15 protein-coding genes and 2 tRNA genes are annotated in these 19,807 nt (G+C 60.1%); 13 read left to right on the top strand and 4 right to left on the bottom strand.

Translation table 11 applies throughout. The annotated features are described in order from the left end of the window. The first annotated feature begins 35 nt into the window (after nt 1–35). From rodA to ACVWZG_RS07795, 3 genes are all read left to right on the top strand, one after another. Nucleotides 36–1,346 (top strand): rod shape-determining protein RodA, encoded by a 1,311-nt coding sequence (rodA, locus tag ACVWZG_RS07785; protein WP_457405853.1) that lies wholly within the window; start codon nt 36–38, stop codon nt 1,344–1,346. A 120-nt stretch (nt 1,347–1,466) separates the two neighbouring features. Then, nucleotides 1,467–2,672 carry a cysteine desulfurase family protein gene (locus tag ACVWZG_RS07790; RefSeq protein ID WP_041436530.1) on the top strand — a complete coding sequence of 402 codons (1,206 nt, stop codon included), beginning with the start codon at nt 1,467–1,469 and terminating at the stop codon, nt 2,670–2,672. A gap of 68 nt (nt 2,673–2,740) precedes the next feature. Further along, nucleotides 2,741–3,340, top strand: a complete 600-nt coding sequence (locus ACVWZG_RS07795; RefSeq protein ID WP_457405855.1) for a CPP1-like family protein — start codon at nt 2,741–2,743, stop codon at nt 3,338–3,340. 34 nt (nt 3,341–3,374) lie between these two features. Here the strand turns inward: ACVWZG_RS07795 and ACVWZG_RS07800 are convergent, their stop codons facing one another. From ACVWZG_RS07800 to lysA, 3 genes are all read right to left on the bottom strand, one after another. Next, nucleotides 3,375–4,121 carry an isoprenyl transferase gene (locus tag ACVWZG_RS07800; protein ID WP_011433250.1) on the bottom strand — a complete coding sequence of 249 codons (747 nt, stop codon included), beginning with the start codon at nt 4,119–4,121 and terminating at the stop codon, nt 3,375–3,377. A 5-nt stretch (nt 4,122–4,126) separates the two neighbouring features. Next, nucleotides 4,127–5,050: a diadenylate cyclase CdaA gene (cdaA, locus tag ACVWZG_RS07805; RefSeq protein WP_414328940.1), complete on the bottom strand. Its 924-nt coding sequence runs from the start codon at nt 5,048–5,050 to the stop codon at nt 4,127–4,129. 218 nt (nt 5,051–5,268) lie between these two features. Further along, on the bottom strand, nt 5,269–6,648 hold the full coding sequence (gene lysA, locus ACVWZG_RS07810) for a diaminopimelate decarboxylase (protein WP_011433248.1): 1,380 nt from the start codon (nt 6,646–6,648) through the stop codon (nt 5,269–5,271). A 221-nt stretch (nt 6,649–6,869) separates the two neighbouring features. Between lysA and ACVWZG_RS07815 the strand changes: the two genes are divergently transcribed. The 5 genes from ACVWZG_RS07815 to ACVWZG_RS07835 all read left to right on the top strand — a co-directional run bounded on the left by ACVWZG_RS07815 (nt 6,870) and on the right by ACVWZG_RS07835 (nt 15,745). Beyond that, a tRNA-Tyr gene (locus ACVWZG_RS07815) sits at nt 6,870–6,955 on the top strand. A gap of 8 nt (nt 6,956–6,963) precedes the next feature. Beyond that, a tRNA-Thr gene (locus tag ACVWZG_RS07820) sits at nt 6,964–7,035 on the top strand. Between the two features lie 134 nt (nt 7,036–7,169). Further along, nucleotides 7,170–9,959 carry a cation-translocating P-type ATPase gene (locus ACVWZG_RS07825; protein ID WP_457405923.1) on the top strand — a complete coding sequence of 930 codons (2,790 nt, stop codon included), beginning with the start codon at nt 7,170–7,172 and terminating at the stop codon, nt 9,957–9,959. 241 nt (nt 9,960–10,200) lie between these two features. Then, nucleotides 10,201–14,478, top strand: coding sequence for a PAS domain S-box protein (locus ACVWZG_RS07830; RefSeq protein WP_457405857.1), 4,278 nt, complete (start codon nt 10,201–10,203; stop codon nt 14,476–14,478). A gap of 34 nt (nt 14,479–14,512) precedes the next feature. Then, nucleotides 14,513–15,745: a hybrid sensor histidine kinase/response regulator gene (locus tag ACVWZG_RS07835; RefSeq protein ID WP_457405859.1), complete on the top strand. Its 1,233-nt coding sequence runs from the start codon at nt 14,513–14,515 to the stop codon at nt 15,743–15,745. Between the two features lie 35 nt (nt 15,746–15,780). Here ACVWZG_RS07835 and ACVWZG_RS07840 read toward each other — a convergent pair whose 3' ends face one another. Next, entirely contained in the window at nt 15,781–16,137 is a 357-nt protein-coding gene (locus tag ACVWZG_RS07840; RefSeq protein ID WP_457405925.1) for a HesB/IscA family protein, read from the bottom strand. A gap of 110 nt (nt 16,138–16,247) precedes the next feature. On the opposite strand from ACVWZG_RS07840, the gene ACVWZG_RS07845 reads away from it, so the two are divergent. The 5 genes from ACVWZG_RS07845 to dusB all read left to right on the top strand — a co-directional run bounded on the left by ACVWZG_RS07845 (nt 16,248) and on the right by dusB (nt 19,760). Next, on the top strand, nt 16,248–17,234 hold the full coding sequence (locus tag ACVWZG_RS07845; RefSeq protein WP_011433242.1) for a ribonuclease Z: 987 nt from the start codon (nt 16,248–16,250) through the stop codon (nt 17,232–17,234). A 29-nt stretch (nt 17,235–17,263) separates the two neighbouring features. Further along, nucleotides 17,264–18,127, top strand: a complete 864-nt coding sequence (locus tag ACVWZG_RS07850) for an RDD family protein (protein ID WP_414375156.1) — start codon at nt 17,264–17,266, stop codon at nt 18,125–18,127. A gap of 91 nt (nt 18,128–18,218) precedes the next feature. Continuing rightward, the gene (gene rpmG / locus ACVWZG_RS07855) at nt 18,219–18,413 is read left to right on the top strand and encodes a 50S ribosomal protein L33 (RefSeq protein ID WP_011433240.1); all 195 of its coding nucleotides are present in this window, start codon (nt 18,219–18,221) and stop codon (nt 18,411–18,413) included. A 29-nt stretch (nt 18,414–18,442) separates the two neighbouring features. Next, a complete protein-coding gene (rpsR, locus tag ACVWZG_RS07860; protein ID WP_011433239.1) occupies nt 18,443–18,658 on the top strand; it encodes a 30S ribosomal protein S18 in 216 nt (71 codons plus the stop codon). Nucleotides 18,659–18,674: 16 nt separating this feature from the next. Next, complete coding sequence (gene dusB, locus ACVWZG_RS07865) at nt 18,675–19,760, top strand: tRNA dihydrouridine synthase DusB (protein WP_414375158.1); 1,086 nt, start codon at nt 18,675–18,677, stop codon at nt 19,758–19,760. The last annotated feature ends 47 nt before the right edge of the window (nt 19,761–19,807 follow it).

Raw genomic sequence — 19,807 nt, forward strand, 5'->3', positions numbered from 1 at the left:
ACTGGTGCTGGCCTTGCTTTGGAGGATGGGGTCTATTGCTGGGCAACGTTGACCCAAAGGTGTCTTCTCAGCCTAGGTGGAAAAAGCTTCTGCGGCAGATCTTGGCTCCTTGGCGGGAGTTCGATGGCATGTTGCTGGCCACGGTGCTGGCCTTGACAGGCATCGGCATTCTTGCCATCCGCAGCGCAGTCTGGGAGCGTCCCATCAGCCACTATTGGCTGCAGCAGTTGATCATGGCCGGGATCAGCCTGGTGTTTTTGGGAATGGTAGCCCGGATCCCGTATGAGCGGCTTTTGCGCTGGCACTGGTTCACCTACTTCCTGACCTTGGCAGGTTTAATTGCAGTGCTCTTTTTCGGCACGGCGGGGGGAGGGGCGGAGCGCTGGCTCTCCATCGCTGGCTTTCAGGTGCAGCCTTCTGAGTTTGCCAAGCTGGGGGTAATTGTTACCCTGGCTGCTGTCCTGCACCACTGGCCGATCAAGTACTTCAGCCAGATTTGGGTGGCCGTTGCCGTCATTGCTCCTCCCTGGATCTTGATTTTCCTGCAGCCCAACCTGGGCACTGCCCTGGTGTTTGTGGTGATTGTCCTGGTCATGCTCTACTGGGCCGGAGCCAAGGGCAGTTGGATCCTCTTGCTCCTGTCGCCGGGGGTGGGAGCCATTCTCTATGGCTTACACACTCGCCCAGAGCTGAGCTGGATGCTTTGGGTTTGGCTGCTCTGGTGTCTGGGAATGGCGGGGTTGGCTGCTTGGCGTCTCCCCTGGCAGTGGACGGGGGCCGTAACTTTTGGGGTAATCAACCTGCTCTCGGGGCAGTTGGGTCAGCTAGCTTGGCACCTTCTCAAGCCCTATCAGCGGCGGCGGCTGGAGATTTTTATCGATCCCATGCAAGAGCCCTGGGGAGCCGGCTATCACCTCATTCAATCCCGCATTGCCATCGGAGCCGGCGGCCTCTGGGGCCGCGGTATCCAGCAGGGCACCCAAACCCAGCTGGACTTCATCCCCGAACAGCACACGGATTTCATTTTCTCGGCCATTGGGGAAGAGATGGGTTTTATCGGCACCCTGACGGTGCTGATCCTGTTTTGGATCCTGTGTGCGCGGCTGATCTGGATTGCCCAAGGGGCCAAGGACAATTTTGGATCCCTGATCACCATTGGGGTGCTGGCAATGATCCTGTTTCAGGCAGTAGTCAACATCGGCATGACCATCGGCCTGGCCCCCATTACCGGTTTGCCTTTGCCTTTTTTGAGCTATGGCCGCTCGGCTCTGCTGACCAATTTTCTGGCCATCGGCTTGGTGGAGTCGGTGGTGATGCACCGCCAGCGTACTAGTCTTTTCAAGTAGGCAGGCTCAATTTGCCTCCAGCGGGTTTGGCCTCAACAAGGGGAAGCTGCTGCCAGCGTTGGGCAACACTGGCCAAGGATCTTAAGATAGGAACACGGAGCCCCGGCTGGTCGAGCTGGCATGTTGCGTTTGGATCCTGCCCTCTACTTTGACCACAGCGCCACCACTCCGCCTCGGCCTGAGGTGATCGAGGCCATGCAGATGGCGATGCAGGAAAGCTGGGGCAACCCCTCCAGCTTGCACGGGTGGGGAGAACGGGCCGCCATGGCCATGGAGCGGGCGCGGCAGCAGGTGGCCGAGCTGCTTAACTGTGAGCCGGAGGCGCTGCTGTTTACCTCAGGCGGGACGGAGTCCAACAACCTGGCCCTGTTTGGGGTGGCCCAGCGCTACTCTACTCCCCAACATCTCATCATCTCCAGCGTCGAGCACGCCTCGGTGGAGAATGCTGCCCGCCAGTTGCAGTCCCAAGGCTGGCAGGTCACCCGTCTGCTGGTGAACGCCGCCGGCCAGGTGGATCCCCAGACTTTGATCCAGGCGCTGCAACCCAATACCGTTTTGGTCTCCATCGTCCACGGCCAAAATGAGGTGGGATCCCTGCAGCCCATTGCAGAGCTGGGTCAGATCTGTCGCCAGGCGGGGGTGCTCTTCCACACCGACGCTGTGCAGACGGTGGGGCGGATCCCGCTGGATCTGGCGCAACTGCCGGTGGATCTGCTCTCCCTTTCCGGGCATAAACTTTACGGGCCCCAGGGGGTGGGGGCGCTGTACGTGCGCCCAGGGGTGGAGCTGCGACCGCTGCTGCGGGGGGGTGGGCAAGAACGGCGGCTGCGGGCTGGCACCCAAGGGATCCCGGGCATTGTCGGCTTGGGAGTGGCGGCGGCTCTGGCGGCCCAAGAGCTATCTCAAGAAACGGCCCGCCTGCGGCAATTGCAACGGCATTTGGCCCAGTTGCTAGCGGAGGTGCCCGGTTTGCGGCTGACCGGCCCCGTCCGTTTGGAGCAGCGCCTGCCCCACCACCTCAGCTACTGCGCCGCAGGGATCCCGGGGAATGTGCTGGTCAGGGCCCTAAGCCGCCAGGGGATCGCCATTAGCGCCGGCTCCGCCTGTAGCAGCGGCCAACTGATCCCCAGCCGCATCCTCTTGGCCATGGGCCACTCAGAAGCCGAGGCGCTGGGATCCATTCGCCTTAGCCTTGGCAAAGCCACCACCTACGCTGCGGTTGAGTATGTGGCCCGATGTCTACAAACGGAGCTTGCCTCCATCTCCAAATCCGTAGCCTTGGGGAATGCGGCAACTCAATCGCCGTTGTCGATCCCCGTCACGTAGCCGGATCGAAGGTCGGGCAGGCTGGGTTAAGGTGATAAAGAGTTACAGGGCTGGTCGCTATGGCTGAGATGAGTCCGTATCAGGTGTTGGGAATTAGCGAAGAAGCCTCTTTTGAAGAGATTCAATCGGCGCGGGCTCGGCTCCTGGCCAGCTTGGGCGCCGATGAACAGCAGCAAGAGCGGGTGGAGCAAGCCTACGATGCCATCCTGATGCAGCGCCTGCGCCTGCGCAAAGAGGGCAAAATCGCCGTTCCCGACCGCATTCGCTACGCCGAACAACGGGCTGCCCATCCTGAGCCGGAGCTGAGTTTGCCCCGCCCTGCTGCCCAAAATCCGCCTTGGGTCAGCCGCTGGCTGGATACCCCCTCTACCGCCGATGCCCTCTGGCCTGCGGCGCTGCTGGGTGGACTGGTGGGTTGGGTTATCTTGGCTCCCGATGAGTACCCCTCGCTGCAACTGGCCTTGGGGCTGATGGCTTGTATCTATTTCCTGTACCGCAAAGAGCGCCGCTTCATTCGCGCTTTTCTCTTGGCCCTGGCGGGCCTGAGCCTGGGGCTGATGTTGGCCTACGGCATTGCCCTTCCCCTCACCGGTGGCGATGCTCCTGGCGCGCTGTTGGTGGGGATCACGTTTGCGGTGATGTGGTTGGTGACCAGCTTTTTGCGCTAGCTGCCGGTTTGCGACAGATATTCAACCTGGAACCTCACCTGCCAAACCGCCGCTGCCGCGACTGATAGCTAAGCAAGGCTTGGTGAAAAGCGGCTCGGTCAAAATCCGGCCAGAGAATGGGGGTGAAATACTGCTCGGTGTAGGCCATCTGCCAGAGCAGGAAGTTGCTGATGCGCATCTCGCCACTGGTGCGGATCAGCAGGTCAGGATCGGAGAGGCCGGTGGTGTAGAGAAATTGGGAAAAGAGGGCCTCGTCAATCTGATCCGGCTGCAGCAGCCCCTGCTGCACCAAGGTGGCAATGGAGCGGCAGGCTTGTAGGATCTCCTGTCGTCCCCCGTAGTTGAGGGCCACCGTCAGGCAAATGCCCTTGTTGTGCTGGGTGCAGGCCACCGCATGCACGATGGTTTCCTGCAGAGAGTGGGGCAGAGCCGACAACTGGCCGGCAAACTGGATGCGCACCCCCTGCTGCACCATTTCCCCCAATTCCTGCCACAGCACCTGCTCGAACAAAGTCATGAGAAAATCCACCTCCTCGCGGGCCCGGCCCCAGTTCTCGGTGGAGAAGGCATAGGCGGTAAGGGCTGGGATCCCCCAGTCATCACAACAGCGCAGCAGCTCCTTCAGGGCCGCTACCCCTCGCTGATGCCCAACACTGCGGGGTAAGCCCCGTTTTTGCGCCCAACGCCCGTTGCCATCCATCACCACCGCCACATGGCGGGGCAACAACTGGGGATCTAGGTCGGCAGGCAACTGCAGAAGATGGGCAGGAGAAAGGGTCATGGGGATCAGTCTTCGGGGAGGGTTTTCTCAGGTTTGCGAAAGAGTTTAGTCAGATCGGCAAGGGATCCCCACCAGCGCAGCGGCCCATTGCGAAACCAGGGGTGGGCCCACAATCCCTTTAGCGGAGCATCTCGTTTTTTGGCATCGCGGGGATTGCGCAACCGCTGTACCAGCAGTTCGTGTAACTTGGCACTGGTCAGAGGCCGCTCGATGCGCCCACCCTCCGCCAGGGAAATGGATCCCGTTTCTTCTGAGACCACAATACACAAGCAATTGGTCTGCTCTGTGATCCCCATCGCAGCGCGGTGCCGTGTGCCCAGCTGTCGAGAGGCGGCCCGCTCCGAAACTGGCAGGATGACCCCCGCTGCGCGAATGCGATTCCGATGGATGACCACAGCCCCATCATGCAACAAAGTTGAAGTCTGGAAAATGGTCTGCAAGATCTCCCGCGACACCCGCGCCTGGAGAGGTACTCCTTTGTCGGTAAATACCCGCGAGTCAATTGGCTGCTCCGGCTCGATCACAATCAGCGCTCCTGTGCGGTTTTGGGAAAGTTCTCGCACTGCTTGCACCAGTTCTTCCACCAAATCTTCCTCAGGATCCTCCTCGTCATCGCCTGCGTTGCTCGGCCACTCCATGCGGATGGCTCTTGCCAATTGCTCCAGCAGCCGCCGAAACTCCGGTTGAAAGAGCACGCCCATGGCTACAGCTGCGCCCAGGAGCAGGCGATCCAAGATCAGGTGAACCAAGGGGAGAGAGGCTGTGGCCAGGTACAGCACCAGCAGCACTATAAATCCCCTCACCAGCACCCCAGCACGACTTTCGCGGGTGTAGTAGAGAGCCAAAGCCAACAGAAAGACAGCCAGAGCCCAGTCCAAGAGGCTGAGAAAGTTAAACTGCTGTAGCCAAGCCCATAAGGCCGCCAGCATGGCGAAAAACCCCGTTCACGCTCCCCTCATTGCGGACCTTCTGCCTGGTGCCGTTCTGCACCTCAGAACCCCTGTTGGACTGCGGCCCCCAGACCAGCCTACCACTCACCTCCTGGCTGTCTTCCAGTCTTTCTCGCATGAGGTGCGTTGGCTGCGGTCGGCGCTGCCAGGAAAGGCTGTGCCTCTACTGACCAGATGGGTATGGGCAAACTTCCCCTTCAACGCAGCAACCGCTCTGGCAAGACATCTTGACGGATTAAGTCGGCATAAGTTTCTCGCCGCACAATCAACTGGGCCTCTCCCTCGTTGACCAGCACCGCGGCTGGCCGAGGGAAGCGATTGTAATTGGAAGCCATGCTGTAGTTGTAGGCCCCCGTCGCCAAAACCACCAACACTTCTCCTGCCATTGGGGCGGGCAGAAGCACATCCTTCAACAGCACATCCCCCGACTCGCAGTGCTTGCCGGCCACCGTTACCCGCTGCGTGGCCTCTGCCTCTGGTCGGTTGGCCAGAAGGGCGGTATAGCGGGCTTGATAGGTGATCGGGCGCGGGTTGTCGGACATACCACCGTCGATGGTGATGTAGGTGCGTCCCTGGGGCAGGTCATCGCTGGGAGGGATCCGCTTTTGCCCTCCCAGGGTGTAGGCGGTCACGGCAGCCGGCCCAATCACAGATCGTCCAGGCTCGCAGAGCACCTTGGGCAAAGGGATCCCGGACTGGGCAAAGGCTTGTTGCACCGCCGTTGCCACAGTTTCCACCCACTCCGGGATGGAGGGGGGATCATCGGATTCGATATAGCGGATCCCCAGGCCCCCACCCACATTCAGCTCTTGTAGGGGCAACCCTCTGCCCAGCCCTTGCCGCCAGATCTGGGCCAGCACCCCCGCCAGGTCGCGGTGGCCCTGTAGATCAAAAATCTGTGACCCAATGTGGGCATGGAGCCCAACGCACTGCAGTTGGGGATGGGCTGCCAAAAAGTCAAACACCTCCGGCAGTTGCCATTGGCCGATGCCGAATTTGCTGTCGGTTTGTCCGGTGCGGATGTACTCGTGGGTGTGGACGTCAATACCAGGGTTAACCCGCAGGAGCAGCCGCGCTGGCCGTGCGGGCGTGGTCAGGGCCGACACCTGCTGCAGTTCGTACAGGCTATCGACCACCAAAGTACAGCCCGTCTCCAGGGCCAAGTTCAGCTCGTCGAGAGACTTGGCGTTGCCGTGCAGATAGAGATCTTCACCTTTGGCCCCCGCCTGCAGGGCCGTGTACAGCTCCCCGCCAGAAGCCACATCCAACCCCAGCCCTTCTTGCAGCGCCAATGCACAGATGGCCAGGCAATTCCAGGCTTTCGTGGCGTACAAAACCCGGGATCCCCCGGCGTAGCAGCGGGCCCAGGTGTCACGGTAAAGCTGGCAGGCGCGGCGCAGCGTCCATTCGTCCAGGATGTAGAGAGGGGATCCAAACTGGCGCACCAGCTCCACCACGTCGCACCCCCCAATTTCCAAGTGCCCCCGGCTGTTGATACGGCTGGTCAAGGGGCGCAAAGACTGGTTGGGGGAAAGGGTCTGCTCTGGATGGGTGGGAGTGCCGAGGGTCGAAATCATGGTCAGGAGTCAGAAAACTGTCTTAAACGATATCAAGTTCCTTATTCAGTTTGTCTTGAAAAGTGCCCAGCCCTAACCCGATCCCTTTATACCCAGCTCTGGGGCTGCCTCGTTCCGCTTCGACTCTGACTCCTCGGTTTTGAGATGGCTGACAATTGGCACAGTGGGAGTGTGTCTGACTTACGCAACACCTTCTGCTATGATGAAAGACCGGTGTCAACGGGTCGATGCCCGAGGGGTTAAAGGGGGCGGACTGTAAATCCGCTGGCTTACGCCTACGTTGGTTCGAATCCAACTCGGCCCACCATCGGCTTTGCCCACGTGGCTCAGTGGTAGAGCACCCCCTTGGTAAGGGGGAGGTCACGAGTTCGATCCTCGTCGTGGGCTTGGCGCTCTGAAGATGATCCCAGCCGCTGGCGCCAGAAGAGCTATGGCCCGAACAACTGGGGAGATGACAAGAATCCTCCCCCTCGAGGGCGGGGAGTATGTCAAAATGCGGCAAGAACCCTCGAGTGGTCGCGATGATCCCACCGGATGGATCCCCCCTTGCTTCTGTTCCTGCCTGGCATAGCCTCACCCTCGCCGCTGCCATCCAGAAGTTGCAGACCGATCCCGATCGCGGCCTCACCACTCAGCAGGTAATCCAGAGGCAGCGGGAGTATGGCCCCAATGAGCTGATCACCTCCTCTGGCCGTAGCTCCTGGCAAGTCCTGCTGGATCAATTCCGCAACATCATGCTGCTGATGCTGATCGCCGTAGCGGCGATCTCAGCCACTTTGGACTTGCAAGAAGGCGAGTTTCCCAAAGATGCCCTGGCCATTTTGTTGATCGTTGGCCTTAACGGTGGCCTGGGCTATTTGCAAGAAAGTCGGGCGGAAAAAGCGCTGGCGGCCCTGAAAAAACTGGCCTCCCCTACTGTGCGGGTGGAGCGGGATGGCCTGTGGCAAGAAGTTCCAGCCAGCCAACTGGTGCCGGGGGATCGCGTGCTGCTGGAAGCCGGGGTACAGATCCCAGCCGATGGGCGCTTGGCCGAGGCCGTGAACCTGCAGGTGCGGGAAGCAGCTTTGACCGGAGAAGCCACCCCTGTAACCAAACAGGCAGATTGCGTACTCCCGCCGGACATCGAGCTGGGGGAACGGCGCAACATGGCCTTCATGGGCACCGAAGTGATTCAGGGGCGAGGGATCCTCTTGGTTACTGCCACCGGCATGAACACGGAGCTGGGCAAAGTGGCAACCTTGCTGCAATCGGTGGAGACCGAGCCCACCCCGCTGCAGAAGCGCATGAGCCAACTGGGCAATGTGCTGGTGTCGGGATCCCTGGCTTTGGTGGCCTTGGTGGTGGGGATAGGGTTGCTGCAAGCCGGGAGCATGGCCCCCTTTACCTCGCTTCTGGAAACTTCCTTGAGCATGGCCGTGGCCGTGGTACCAGAGGGGCTGCCCGCGGTTATCACTGTCACCCTGGCCATTGGCACCCAACGCATGGTGCGCCGCCATGCCCTCATCCGCCGCCTGCCAGCAGTGGAAACCCTGGGATCCGTCACCACCATCTGCTCCGACAAAACCGGCACCCTCACGGAAAACAAAATGGTGGTGACCGACATCGTTACCCCCGACCGCCACTACCACGTCAGCGGCAGCGGTTACATCCCCAAGGGCTCCTTCTACTGCGGCGGCCAGCCCATGGATCCCGGGAGCGCCCCGGATCTGCAGGCCATCTTGCGGGCCGTGGTGTTCTGCAACGATGCCCTGTTGCAGGCCAGTCTCCAACCCGTTGCCGGGCGTAACCCTCGGTCTGCAGTTTCTTCCCCCCCTTCAACGCCCACCTGGTCCATCCTGGGGGATCCGACCGAAGCAGCCCTGCTGGTGGCAGCCGCCAAAGCCAACCTCCATAAAGGCTCTTTACAGGAGCGCTACCCACGGGTGCAGGAGCTCCCCTTCAGCTCGGAACGAAAACGCATGAGCGTGGTGATCCAGGAAAACGGCGGCTACTGCGTCTACACCAAGGGATCCCCAGAGCTGGTGCTAGAGCGGTGTGATCGTATCCAGAAAGGGGGCACTTGGCAGGAGCTGTCGGAAACCGATCGCCAGGCCATCCTCGGCACCAACAACCGCCTGGCCACCCAAGGTATCCGGGTTCTGGGGGTAGCCACCCAGAGGCTAGAGCGGATCCCGGACAACGGGGAAGAGGTGGAGCACAACCTGGTTTGGCTGGGCCTGATGGGGATGCACGATGCTCCGCGACCAGAGGCACGAGAGGCCGTGGCTCGCTGCCGAGAAGCCGGGATCCGCACGTTGATGATTACCGGCGACCACCAACTGACAGCTGTTGCCATTGCCCGCCAGCTGGGTATTCTCGAGTCGGAGGATCAGGCGATTGACGGGCGTACCCTCTCCCGCTTGAGTTTCGAGGAGCTGCTGCAAACGGTACAAACCGTCAGGGTCTATGCCCGCGTCGCCCCCGAACACAAGCTGCGCATTGTCCAGGCCTTGCAAAAGCAAAACGAGTTCGTGGCCATGACCGGGGATGGGGTCAACGACGCCCCTGCCCTGCGCCAAGCGGATATTGGCATCGCCATGGGCATCACGGGCACCGATGTGAGCAAAGAGGCCAGCGACATGGTGCTGCTGGACGACAACTTCGCCACCATCGTGGCAGCCATTGAAGAAGGGCGAGTGGTCTACAGCAACATCCGCCGCTTTGTGAAGTACATTTTGGGCAGCAACATCGGTGAGGTGCTGACAGTGGCTGCTGCCCCCATCCTGGGCTTGGGGGATGTGCCGCTGACACCCCTACAGATCCTGTGGATGAACTTGGTGACCGATGGCCTGCCCGCTCTGGCCTTGGCTTTGGAACCGGCGGAGCCAGGGGTGATGCAGCGCCCCCCCTTCAACCCCAAAGAGAGCATCTTCGCCCAGGGGCTGGGAGCCTACATGGTGCGCATCGGCGTGGTTTTTGCCATCTCCACAATCCTCATGATGGCCATTGTGGAAGCCTACATCCCCCACTGGCGCACGATGGTCTTCACCACCCTGTGTATCGCCCAGATGGGCCATGCGCTGGCCGTGCGCTCCAACGAGAAGCTCACCATCGAGACCAACCCTTTTTCCAACCCCTACCTGCTGGGCGCGGTCCTGACCACTCTGCTCTTGCAATTGGCTCTGCTCTATGTGCCTTTCTTGCGCAGCTTCTTTGGCACAGAGGAGCTAACCCGCACTGAACTTTTGATCTGCTTGGGCTTTAGCACCGTGGTTATGGTCTGGGTGGAGTTGGAAAAACTCTATTGCCGCTGGCGCAAGGGATCCCGCTGACTCTTCACAATTATTTTTCACAATAAAGCATCTTCACAATAAAGAGTCTCTCTCCCTACTGCACCCAGAAACAAAGCTTTGAGCCAAGACTCATTTCCCCAAAAAGCCACTCTTGAGGAATCCTGCCCATTGCATAGAGGCCATTTCCGCAAGTTAGCTGAGCTTCCCCTTTTGACCTCCAAGATAAGCTGGAAAGACTTGCTGGGATACTGTGGAAAGGGGGCAGGAATCTCTGGGTTCTATGCACAGAGAGCTATGGGCGGTAGGGAAAACGGTGGGCCTGGTGGATCCCTCTGGCCTTGCCTTTTGGCTGCTGGGATCCCTCTTCTTGGCTCTTCTGCTGCTCGGCCTGCAGCAGCTTTCTGTCTTGCGGAGGATCCTGAGATTTCCTTTCCAACTTCTTAGGGGCAGCCCTGGCCCAGAGGCTCGTTTTCGGGCAGCCTTGGAAGCCAGCTTGGATGCTATTTACCTGCTGGAGGCGGTGCGGGATCCCGTTACCCGCGAGATCCGCGACTTTGTCTTTGTGGATGTCAACGCCAAGGGGGAAGAGCTCATTTCCCTCCAGCGCCGGCAGATCATCGGCCAGCGGCTGTGCGAGCTGCTGCCCATCAACCGCTGGGGGGGCTTTTTTGAGAAATACAAGCGAGTGGTGGAAACCGGCATTCCTCTGGAAGAGGAGTTCCCCATTTCGGGGCAGCCGGGCTTGAAGGCCAGTTGGATCCATCACCAAGTGGTGCCGGTGGGCGATGGGATCCTCATCACCAGCCGCGACATCAGCGAGCGGGTCAAGATGGAGCGGGCTCTACAGGAAAGCGAGTCTCGCTACCGCGCCCTCTACGAGGCCATTCCCGACTTGATTTTTGAGCTCAGCGCCGAGGGAGTCATTCTTCATTGCAAGCCTTCCCCTTACGTTCCCACCCGACATCCGCCTGAGTTTTACGTGGGTCGCCGCGCCCAAGACGTGTTTACTGGCTCGCTGAAAGAGCAGTATCCATCTCTGGCGGAGGGGGCCTTGGTCAGCCAGACGCCGCAGTACCTAGAGTACGAAGTTGAGATTGAGCCGGGGATCCGCTGCTATCGGAGAGCCTGCGTTGTCGCTCACGGGAGAGACAAAGTTTACATCCTGGTGCGAGATATCACCGAGCGGAAACAGGCGGAGTTGGCCCTTAGAGAAATGGAAGCCACCCAGCGGGCCATTCTCCAAGCCATCCCCGACCTCATCCTTCGCCTGAATAGCCAGGGCATCTGCCTGAGCTTTATTTCCGGAGGCGATATCCATCTCTACACTCCAGCCGAGCAGCACTTGGGCCGATCCCCCCGGGAAATTCTGCCGCTGGAGCTGGCAGAGCAGCGGCTTTTCTATGTTCAGCAAGCCCTGGCCACCCAAACCCAACAGCGCTACGAGTACAGCATTGAAGTTCAAGGGGAGGTACGCTACGAAGAGGCCCGCATTGTCCCTCTCAACAGCCAGGAAGTCCTGGCAATCGTGCGGGATATTACAGAAGCCAAGCAGGCAGAGCTGGCCTTGAAAGCCGCTGAACAGGTGCAGCGAGCCATTCTAGAAGCCATTCCCGACTTGATCTTCCGCCTGGATAGCCAGGGCATTTGCTTGAGCTTTGTCTGGGGGGGCGAGGTTGTTCCCTATAGCTCACCCGACACCTACGTGGGCCGATCCCTGCAGGAGCTTTTGCCACCGGAATTGGCCGAGCAGCGGCTTTTCTTTGTTCAGCAGGCTATAGCTACCCAGACGCGGCAGCGCTACGACCAAAGCATCGAGATTGAAGGGGAGACCCGCCACGAAGAGGTGCGCATTGTGCCCCTCAACCCCCAAGAGGTGGTGGTGATCGTCCGCGATGTAACCGACAGGGTGCGATCCCAGCAGGCCGTCCAGGAAAGCGAGCAGAAGTTCCGGGCGCTGTTTGAGAATGCCGCTGTGGCCATCCTCATCCGTCATGCCGAGACCGGCGAGATCCTGGAGGCCAACTCCCAAGCCATTTCGGCCTATGGCTTCTCCAGTTTGGAGGAGCTGCGAGCCTTCGACGCTTCCGAGCAGTCTCCCTATCGCCAGGCTCTTCGGGGCGGGGAGTTCTCGCTGCAGTCCTACTTGGAGCAAGCCCGCCAGCAGGGATCCGCCCGCTTTGAGTGGCACTGGCAGCGGCGAGATGGCCAAGAGGTTTGGGAAGATGTCTTTGTCCAGCCGCTACTTCTGCGCGGGATCCCGTGTTGGGTGTTTACCGCGGTGGACATCACTGCCCGCAAGTCGGCAGAAGCGGAGCTGGAGCAGTTTTTCTCGGTGGCTCTGGATTTGCTTTGCATTGCCGATGCCCAAGGGTACTTTCGCCGTCTCAACCGAGCCTGGGAGACTACGCTGGGCTATTCTCTGCAGGAGCTGCAGAGCCGACCCTTTTTGGAGTGGGTTCACCCGGAAGATGTCCCCGCCACACAGGCCGCCATGCAGCAGCTTGTCGAAGAGAAACGGCTGGATCACTTCGTCAACCGCTACCGCACTCAGGACGGCAGCTATCGCTTCATCGAGTGGCGAGCCTTTTTGGACGGATCCCTGGTCTACGCCGCCGGACGGGATATCACCGTAGCCAAGCTGGCAGAAGAGCAGATGAAAGCAGCCAAGGAAGCTGCCGAAGCCGCCAGCCGCGCCAAGAGCGAGTTCCTGGCCACCATCAGCCACGAGATCCGCACCCCCATCAACGCCATTTTGGGGATGACCAGTCTACTCCTGGACACCTCCTTGGATCCGCAGCAGCAGGATTGGGTACAGACCATCCGCTATGGAGGCGAGGTGCTGCTGAACCTAATCAACGACATCCTCGATTTCTCCAAGATCGAGTCCCAAAAACTGGAACTGGAGGAAATACCCTTTTCCTTGCCGCAGTTGGTGGAAGAGCTGCTGGATTTGATGGCCGCCCAAGCCCAGAGCAAGGAGCTGGAGCTGATGGCCTGGGTGGATCCCAGCCTGCCGCCAACCTTGATAGGGGATCCGGGCCGCCTGCGGCAAATTTTGGCCAACCTGCTCAGCAACGCCATCAAGTTCACCCCCCAGGGAGAGGTGGTGGTGACGGTCGAGGCAGGGGAGAGGGATCCTGAAAAGCAATGGGTCAACGTTCAGGTGCGGGATACCGGCATTGGCATTCCCCCCGAAAAATTGGATCGCCTCTTCAAGCCCTTCAGCCAGGTGGATAGCTCCATCAGCCGCCAGTTTGGGGGCACCGGCCTGGGCTTGGCCATCAGCCAGCGTCTCTGCCAGCTCATGGGGGGAGCAATCGGGGTGGAAAGTCAGCCGGGCCAGGGATCCACTTTTCGCTTTCGCATCCCCCTAAAGAGGCCAGACCAGGAGCTGTTGCCAACCGCCGCACCGGATCCGTGCTTGGCCGGCAAGCGGGTTTTGCTGGTGGAAGACAACGCCAGTCAACGGCAGTTGCTATCCCGACTGCTGAGCGCTTGGGGCATGGAGGTAACCTGTTGTGCCTTGGCGGCAGAAGCCCAGGCTGCAGTTAGAACTCGTCCTTTTGACCTGGCCCTTCTGGATGCCACCCTGCCAGACCGGGATGGCTTGACCCTGGCGGCTAACCTGCAGACAGCGCAACCCCACCTGTTACCGCTAGTGCTGACGGGGCGCAACTTCATCTCCACAGCAGACCCTCTCCCCACTTTGGCCAAGCCGGTCAAAGCCTCCCAACTGCGGAAGCTGCTGCTGGGGCTTGTGGGAGAAAAAGCTCCTTCGCCCGCTGCTCCTCCCGCCGTTTGGGACGCGACCCTGGCCAGCCGCTACCCGCTTCAGATCCTGGTGGCAGAGGATAACCCGGTTAACCAGAAGGTGATTCGCCTCATGCTGGAGCGATTGGGCTACCGGCCCGACATAGTCGGCAACGGTCTGGAAGCCGTCCAAGCTCTGCGCCTGCGACCCTACGATCTGGTGTTGATGGATATGCAAATGCCGGAGCTGGATGGTCTTTCGGCCACCCGTCGCATCCGCGCTGAACTGCCTCCTGAGCGCCAGCCTCGCATTGTTGTCCTCACGGCCAATGTGTTTTCGGAAGGCCGTGCTGCTGCCCAAGCTGCTGGGGTAGATGGCTATCTAACCAAACCCTTGGAGCCGGCTACCCTAGTCCGGGTTCTTCAGGGATCCCTTCCCCTTCCCATCCCGGCCAGCCAAGAAGAGGATCCGCCCCTCGACCCCGTTATCCTCGCCCAGATGCGGGCAGTCTTCAGCTCTCCAGAAGCCTGGCAGGAGATGATCCAAACCTACCGGCAGGACAGCGAAGCTCTATTGGGATCCCTGCGGCAGGCCCTAGAGCAGCGGGATCCCCAAGCCATTGCTCGGTTGGCCCACCGCCTCAAAGGCGGCAGCAGCACCCTGGGCGCCAAACGTCTGGCCGAGCTGTGTCAGCAGTTGGAAAAGCTGGTTCATGCCGAGCCAGCCAGTTCTGTAAAATGGGATACTATAGAGCAAGCCCTGCAGAAGCTGGAGGTGGCATATCGGCAAGTTATCCTCAGTCTCTGAGTGCAGAGCCTTTCTCCCTCTCCTCTCAATGCCTATGCTGAGGCCCAATCCCCACCCTCCGGCCAGCTCGCCGGCGGTTCCTGAGGCCCAGGCGGGATCCCCCTCGCCTGAAAAGAAGCCGTTGTTGTTGATCGCGGACGATGAGCCCAGCCAGCGACTCTTGGTTCGCTACGCCCTTGAGCGAGAAGGCTACCAAGTCCTGGAAGCCAGCAGCGGCGAAGTCTGTCTGCAGCTAGCCGCTCAACACCCAGTGGATATGGTCTTGCTGGATGCGGTCATGCCGGATGTGGATGGGTTTGAGTGCTGTCGCCGCCTCCATGCTCAAAACTCGGATCTGCCCATTCTCATCGTCACGGCGCTGGAAGATGAGTCCTGCGTGGATGAAGCCTTTGCTGCCGGGGCCAGCGATTACATTTCCAAACCCATTCGCTGGTCGGTTTTGAAGCGGCGCATCCGCCACCTGATCCAGGCCAGCCAAGCCCAACGCCACCTGCGGGAACTCAACCAAGCCCTAGAAGCCAAGGTGCAAGAACGCACTGCCCAGTTGGCCTGCCAGGTGCAGGATCTGCAGCAGCTCAACCGCCTCAAGGATAGCTTTCTGGCCAGCGTTTCCCACGAGCTGCGCACTCCCCTCACCAAGATCAAGTTGGCCCTGGAACTGTTGGGCCGCACTCCTCTCAACGAGAAGCAGTGCCAATACCACCGCATCGCTTTGGAAGAGTGTCAGGCTGAAATTGAGCTGATCAACAAGTTGCTGGATCTGCAGGGCCTGGAAGCCAAGGAGTTGGGCTCTGCGGCTGCCGCCATCGATCTCCACAGCCTTTGCACAAGCCTGCTCGACGGGGTGCGAGAACGGGCTCAGGCTCGGCAACTGAAGCTGGAGATGGCAGAGCTGACCTCATTCCCGGCAGTGCTCTACAGCTACCCGCAGCGGCTAACCCTGATCCTGAAGGAACTGCTGGAAAATGCCTGTAAGTTCACCCAGCCGGGCGGAACCCTCCGCTTAGAGGTGCAAGCCTTTCCCGGTGGGGTTGAGTTAAGAGTCGGCAATACCGCCCAAATCGAGCCTGAACACCTGCCCCACCTTTTCGAACGCTTTTACCGGGTGCCCTCTGAGGATCCCTGGGCGCAACCGGGCAGCGGCCTTGGACTGGCCTTGGTGAAGCAGTGGGTGGAGTATCTGCAGGGCCAAATCCGGGTCACCAGCCAGAAGGGATGGACTTGGTTTGTCCTTTGGCTGCCCAGCCTAGAGCCCTCCAACCGTTGACGCCCAAAGGCGGGTGGGAGGCAGCGATTGAGACTTTAGTGACCAACGACAGCAGCAGTCTCAGCAGTGGCAAAGGAGGTGCCACACCCACAGCTAGCTACTGCATTGGGGTTCCTGAAGCGGAAACCGCCCCCCAGCAGATCCTCGGAAAAGTCGACGGTGGTGCCGCTGATCAAGGTCATGCTCAAGGGATCCACCGCCACCTGGATATCCCCAAAGTCGAAGGTGTGATCGTCAGGGTTGGCCCGAGACTCGAAGTTCATTACGTAAGAGAGGCCAGAGCAGCCGCTCGGCTTGACCCCTAGACGCAGGATGGGCTGGGATCCCTCTTTTTCGTACTTGCTGCGCAGGCGCTTCAACTCTTGGATGGCGCTGTCGGTCAGGGTGATCATGACGAGAAGGCTCAAGGGTACGTTCTACTCCCCATCCTATCAAGGGTTTTTTCTCGGCCAGCGAGAGCAATTGGTAAGCTAGGGATCCCAATCCTTGAGGTCTTGCCCCTGTGACAGATCCCAATGCCATTCGGATCACCTTTTTGGGCACCAGCTCCGGCATGCCCACCCGCCAGCGCAATGTCTCTGGGGTGGCGGTGCAGTTTCCCCAGCGGTCGGAATGGTGGCTGTTCGATTGCGGCGAGGGCACCCAGCACCAGTTGCTGCGCCTAGACGAGCTGCGCCCCAGCCAGTTGCGCCGCATTTTCATCACCCACATGCACGGGGATCACATCTACGGCCTGCCGGGGCTGTTGGCCTCCTGTGGCTTGGGCAGCACCCCTGAGCACATCGATATCTACGGCCCGCCGGGCCTGGAAGAGTACCTGAAGGCCGTGTTGCGCTACAGCGAGACGCGCATCCCCTACGGCTTCCGCGTTCACACCGTCGAAACCGGTCTCATCCTGCAAGAGCCGGAATACTCCGTCTTCTGCGCGCCCTTGGATCACCGGGTGCCCGCCTTCGGCTACCGCGTGGTGGAACAGGATCGGCCAGGCAGCTTTAATGTGGCCAAAGCCCAAGCCGATGGGATCCCCTTTGGCCCTCTGTATGGGCAGCTCAAGGCCGGCCAATCCATCATCTGGCAGGGCCGCTGCTTTCACGGACGGGATTATGTCGGGGATCCCATTCCGGGCCGCAAATTCTCCTACTGCACCGACACGATTTTCTGCCGCAATGCTGTTGATCTCTCCCGGGCTGCGGATCTGGTCATCCACGAGGCTACCTACGCTCAGGCTGACTTGGAGCTGGCCCGCCGCTCTAAGCATTCCACCGCCGCCATGGCCGCCCAAGTGGCCGCCGAAGCCAAGGCCCAAGCTTTGATCCTCACCCACTTCAGCCCCCGCTACACCCCAGAGGCCCCCATTACCTTGGAAGACCTGCTGGCAGAAGCTCAGGCCATTTTTCCCAATACCCTGCTGGCCCGCGATCGGCTGACCTACGAGATCCCCCGTCGCAGCCCGTCCCCTCTGCCGGTGGGTGTGGGCTTGCCTCGCTAGAATGGTAGAACTGACTGTCTCAACCGGCAATGACGGATCCCAGACCCTACCCCGAACGCCCCCAATTTCCAGAGCGGCCCAAAACCGAACAACTGGATCAAAGTGCTGGCGAGTGGCGAACCTTCAGCGCTTTGCCCCCTGCCACTTCTCTGCCCCCGGTTCAAGCCGAGCGGCCAGCCCCGCAAACGGCTGCTGAGGGAGAACCCCTGCCAAAATTGGCTCCTTGGAGCAAACGAATTGGGGCTTTTGCCCTCGACTTTGGGCTGGGGCTGGGGATCTCCTACCTAGCCCAAGGCTTGGCTGCTCTGGTAGGGGCCAATGCAGGCGCCGTGGACATGACCGGCTATCTCGCCTTCTTCGCCACCTGGCTGGTGAACCGCGGCTATTTCCAGTCCCGCCCTGAGGGCCAAAGCCTCGGCAAATGGCTGCTGAACATCAAAACCCTGGATCCCGAAACCGAAGCCTCGCCGCACCTGGTTCGCTCTCTGGCTCGAGAGGGAGTGCTCTCCCTCTTTGTGCTCACGGAGGCCCTGCTGGTGCCTCTGGCTGCGGATGGGCTGTTTGCCGTCTTCGACAAGGAAAAACGCCAAACCATTCACGACCGGGCTGGACGCACCCTGGTCGTGGAAGCGGAGCGGGGCTATCACCTGGATGAAAAAGTCCTGCAGTTTTTGCAGGACATCCTAGAGGGGGACGCTGCTGACGACGTCAAATCGGCTGCTCGCGACCTGCTGCGCCAAGCCCAGCGCAATGACACCGTGCGGGATCTGTCCAAGCAGTTGCAGCGCCTGAGCAAAGATGTGGATCGCAACGCCCGTAGCCTACGGCAACAAACGGGCAAGCAAGTGAAAACTTGGGTTGATTCCGTCAAGGAAAAGTTGGATAATTGGTGATCGCGCTTATCGAGGTAAACCCCCATCTCCAGCCTCAGGATCTGGGATTGCAGTTTCCTCATTGCCGTTTACCTTCGTCTTGGGATCCGTCATGGCCAAAGCAAAGGGTGCCCGCATCATCATTACTCTGGAGTGTACGGAGTGCCGCACCAACGTCAACAAGCGCTCTCCAGGCGTGAACCGCTACACCACCACCAAAAACCGCCGTAACACAACAGCCCGCTTAGAGCTGAAGAAATTCTGCCCCCACTGCAACCGCCACACCGTCCACAAAGAGATTAAGTAATTCAAGCCGTTTCGCCGTTCTCCTGACCTATGGTTTACGCTCGCCGCCGCCTGTCTCCCATTAAGCCGGGAGAGCCCATTAGGTACACCGATGTGGAGCTGCTCAAGAAATTTGTTACCGAGCGAGGCAAGATCTTGCCCCGCCGCATCACCGGCCTGACCGCCAAACAGCAGCGGGAGCTCACTGCCGCGATCAAACGAGCGCGCATCATGGGTCTTCTTTACTTTGTCAACAAAGAGGGATAGCTTTCTCCGGATCCCGATGGGCCTGCAGCTTTCGCCGGAACTCCAAGCCCGCTTGTCCCAGCCCCTCAATATCGGTGGGGTGAAGGTTTTGAGTCGCGTCTTTCAGGCGCCACTGTCAGGGGTAACCGACCAGGTCTTTCGAGGGCTGGTGCGCCGTTTTGCCCCCCACAGCTTGGTCTACACGGAAATGGTCAGTGCGACCGGCTTGCACTATGCCCGCCAGTTGCCCCGCATCATGGAGGTCGGCGAGGGGGAGCAGCCTATTGGCATCCAACTGTTTGATTGTCGGCCTGACTTTCTGGCAGAAGCGGCCCGCATGGCGGTGGACGAAGGGGCGACCTTGGTGGACATCAACATGGGCTGCCCGGTGAACAAGATTACCAAAAACGGCGGCGGCTCTTCTCTGCTTCGCGATCCCGACACGGCAGCGCGAATTGTGGAGGCGGTGGCCAACGCAGTGGAGGTGCCCGTAACCGTGAAAACGCGCCTGGGCTGGTCAGATCAGGAGATCAACATTTTGGATTTTGCCCACCGTCTGCAGGAGGCAGGGGCGCAACTGCTCACCCTGCATGCCCGAACACGCGCCCAAGGCTTCAACGGCAAAGCCCGCTGGGACTGGATCCGCCGCGTCAAACAGCACCTGCGCATTCCCGTCATCGCCAATGGGGATATTTTCTCGACAGCCGCAGCGGTGAAGTGTTTGGAGGAAACCGGAGCCGATGGGGTGATGTGCTCCCGCGGCACCATGGGCTATCCCTTTCTGGTGGGGGAAATCGATCACTTCCTGAAAACTGGTCAAGAAAGACCGGCCCCCACTCCCCTGGAGCGGATTCAAATGGCCTTAGAGCATCTGCGCGGTCTCTGGGAGTACAAGGGAGAACGTGGCATCCGTCAGGCCCGCAAGCACATGACTTGGTACATCAAAGACTTTGCCGGAGCCTCTCAATTCCGTGCTCTCCTCTGTCGCATTGAGACGGTGCAGGAAGGGGAAGCCCTGCTTCTTCAAGCCATGGAGCGCTGCCAAGAAGCCACACCTCGACCGGAAGAGGCCATTAAAACCACCGAGGAGGTCGACCTTCTCCCTGAAGCCGGTTGGGCGTAGCTCCAAGGATCCCCACAATTGGAAATTGCTTGGAAATCGCCGCACGT

Source organism: Thermostichus sp. OS-CIW-33 (assembly GCF_054059615.1).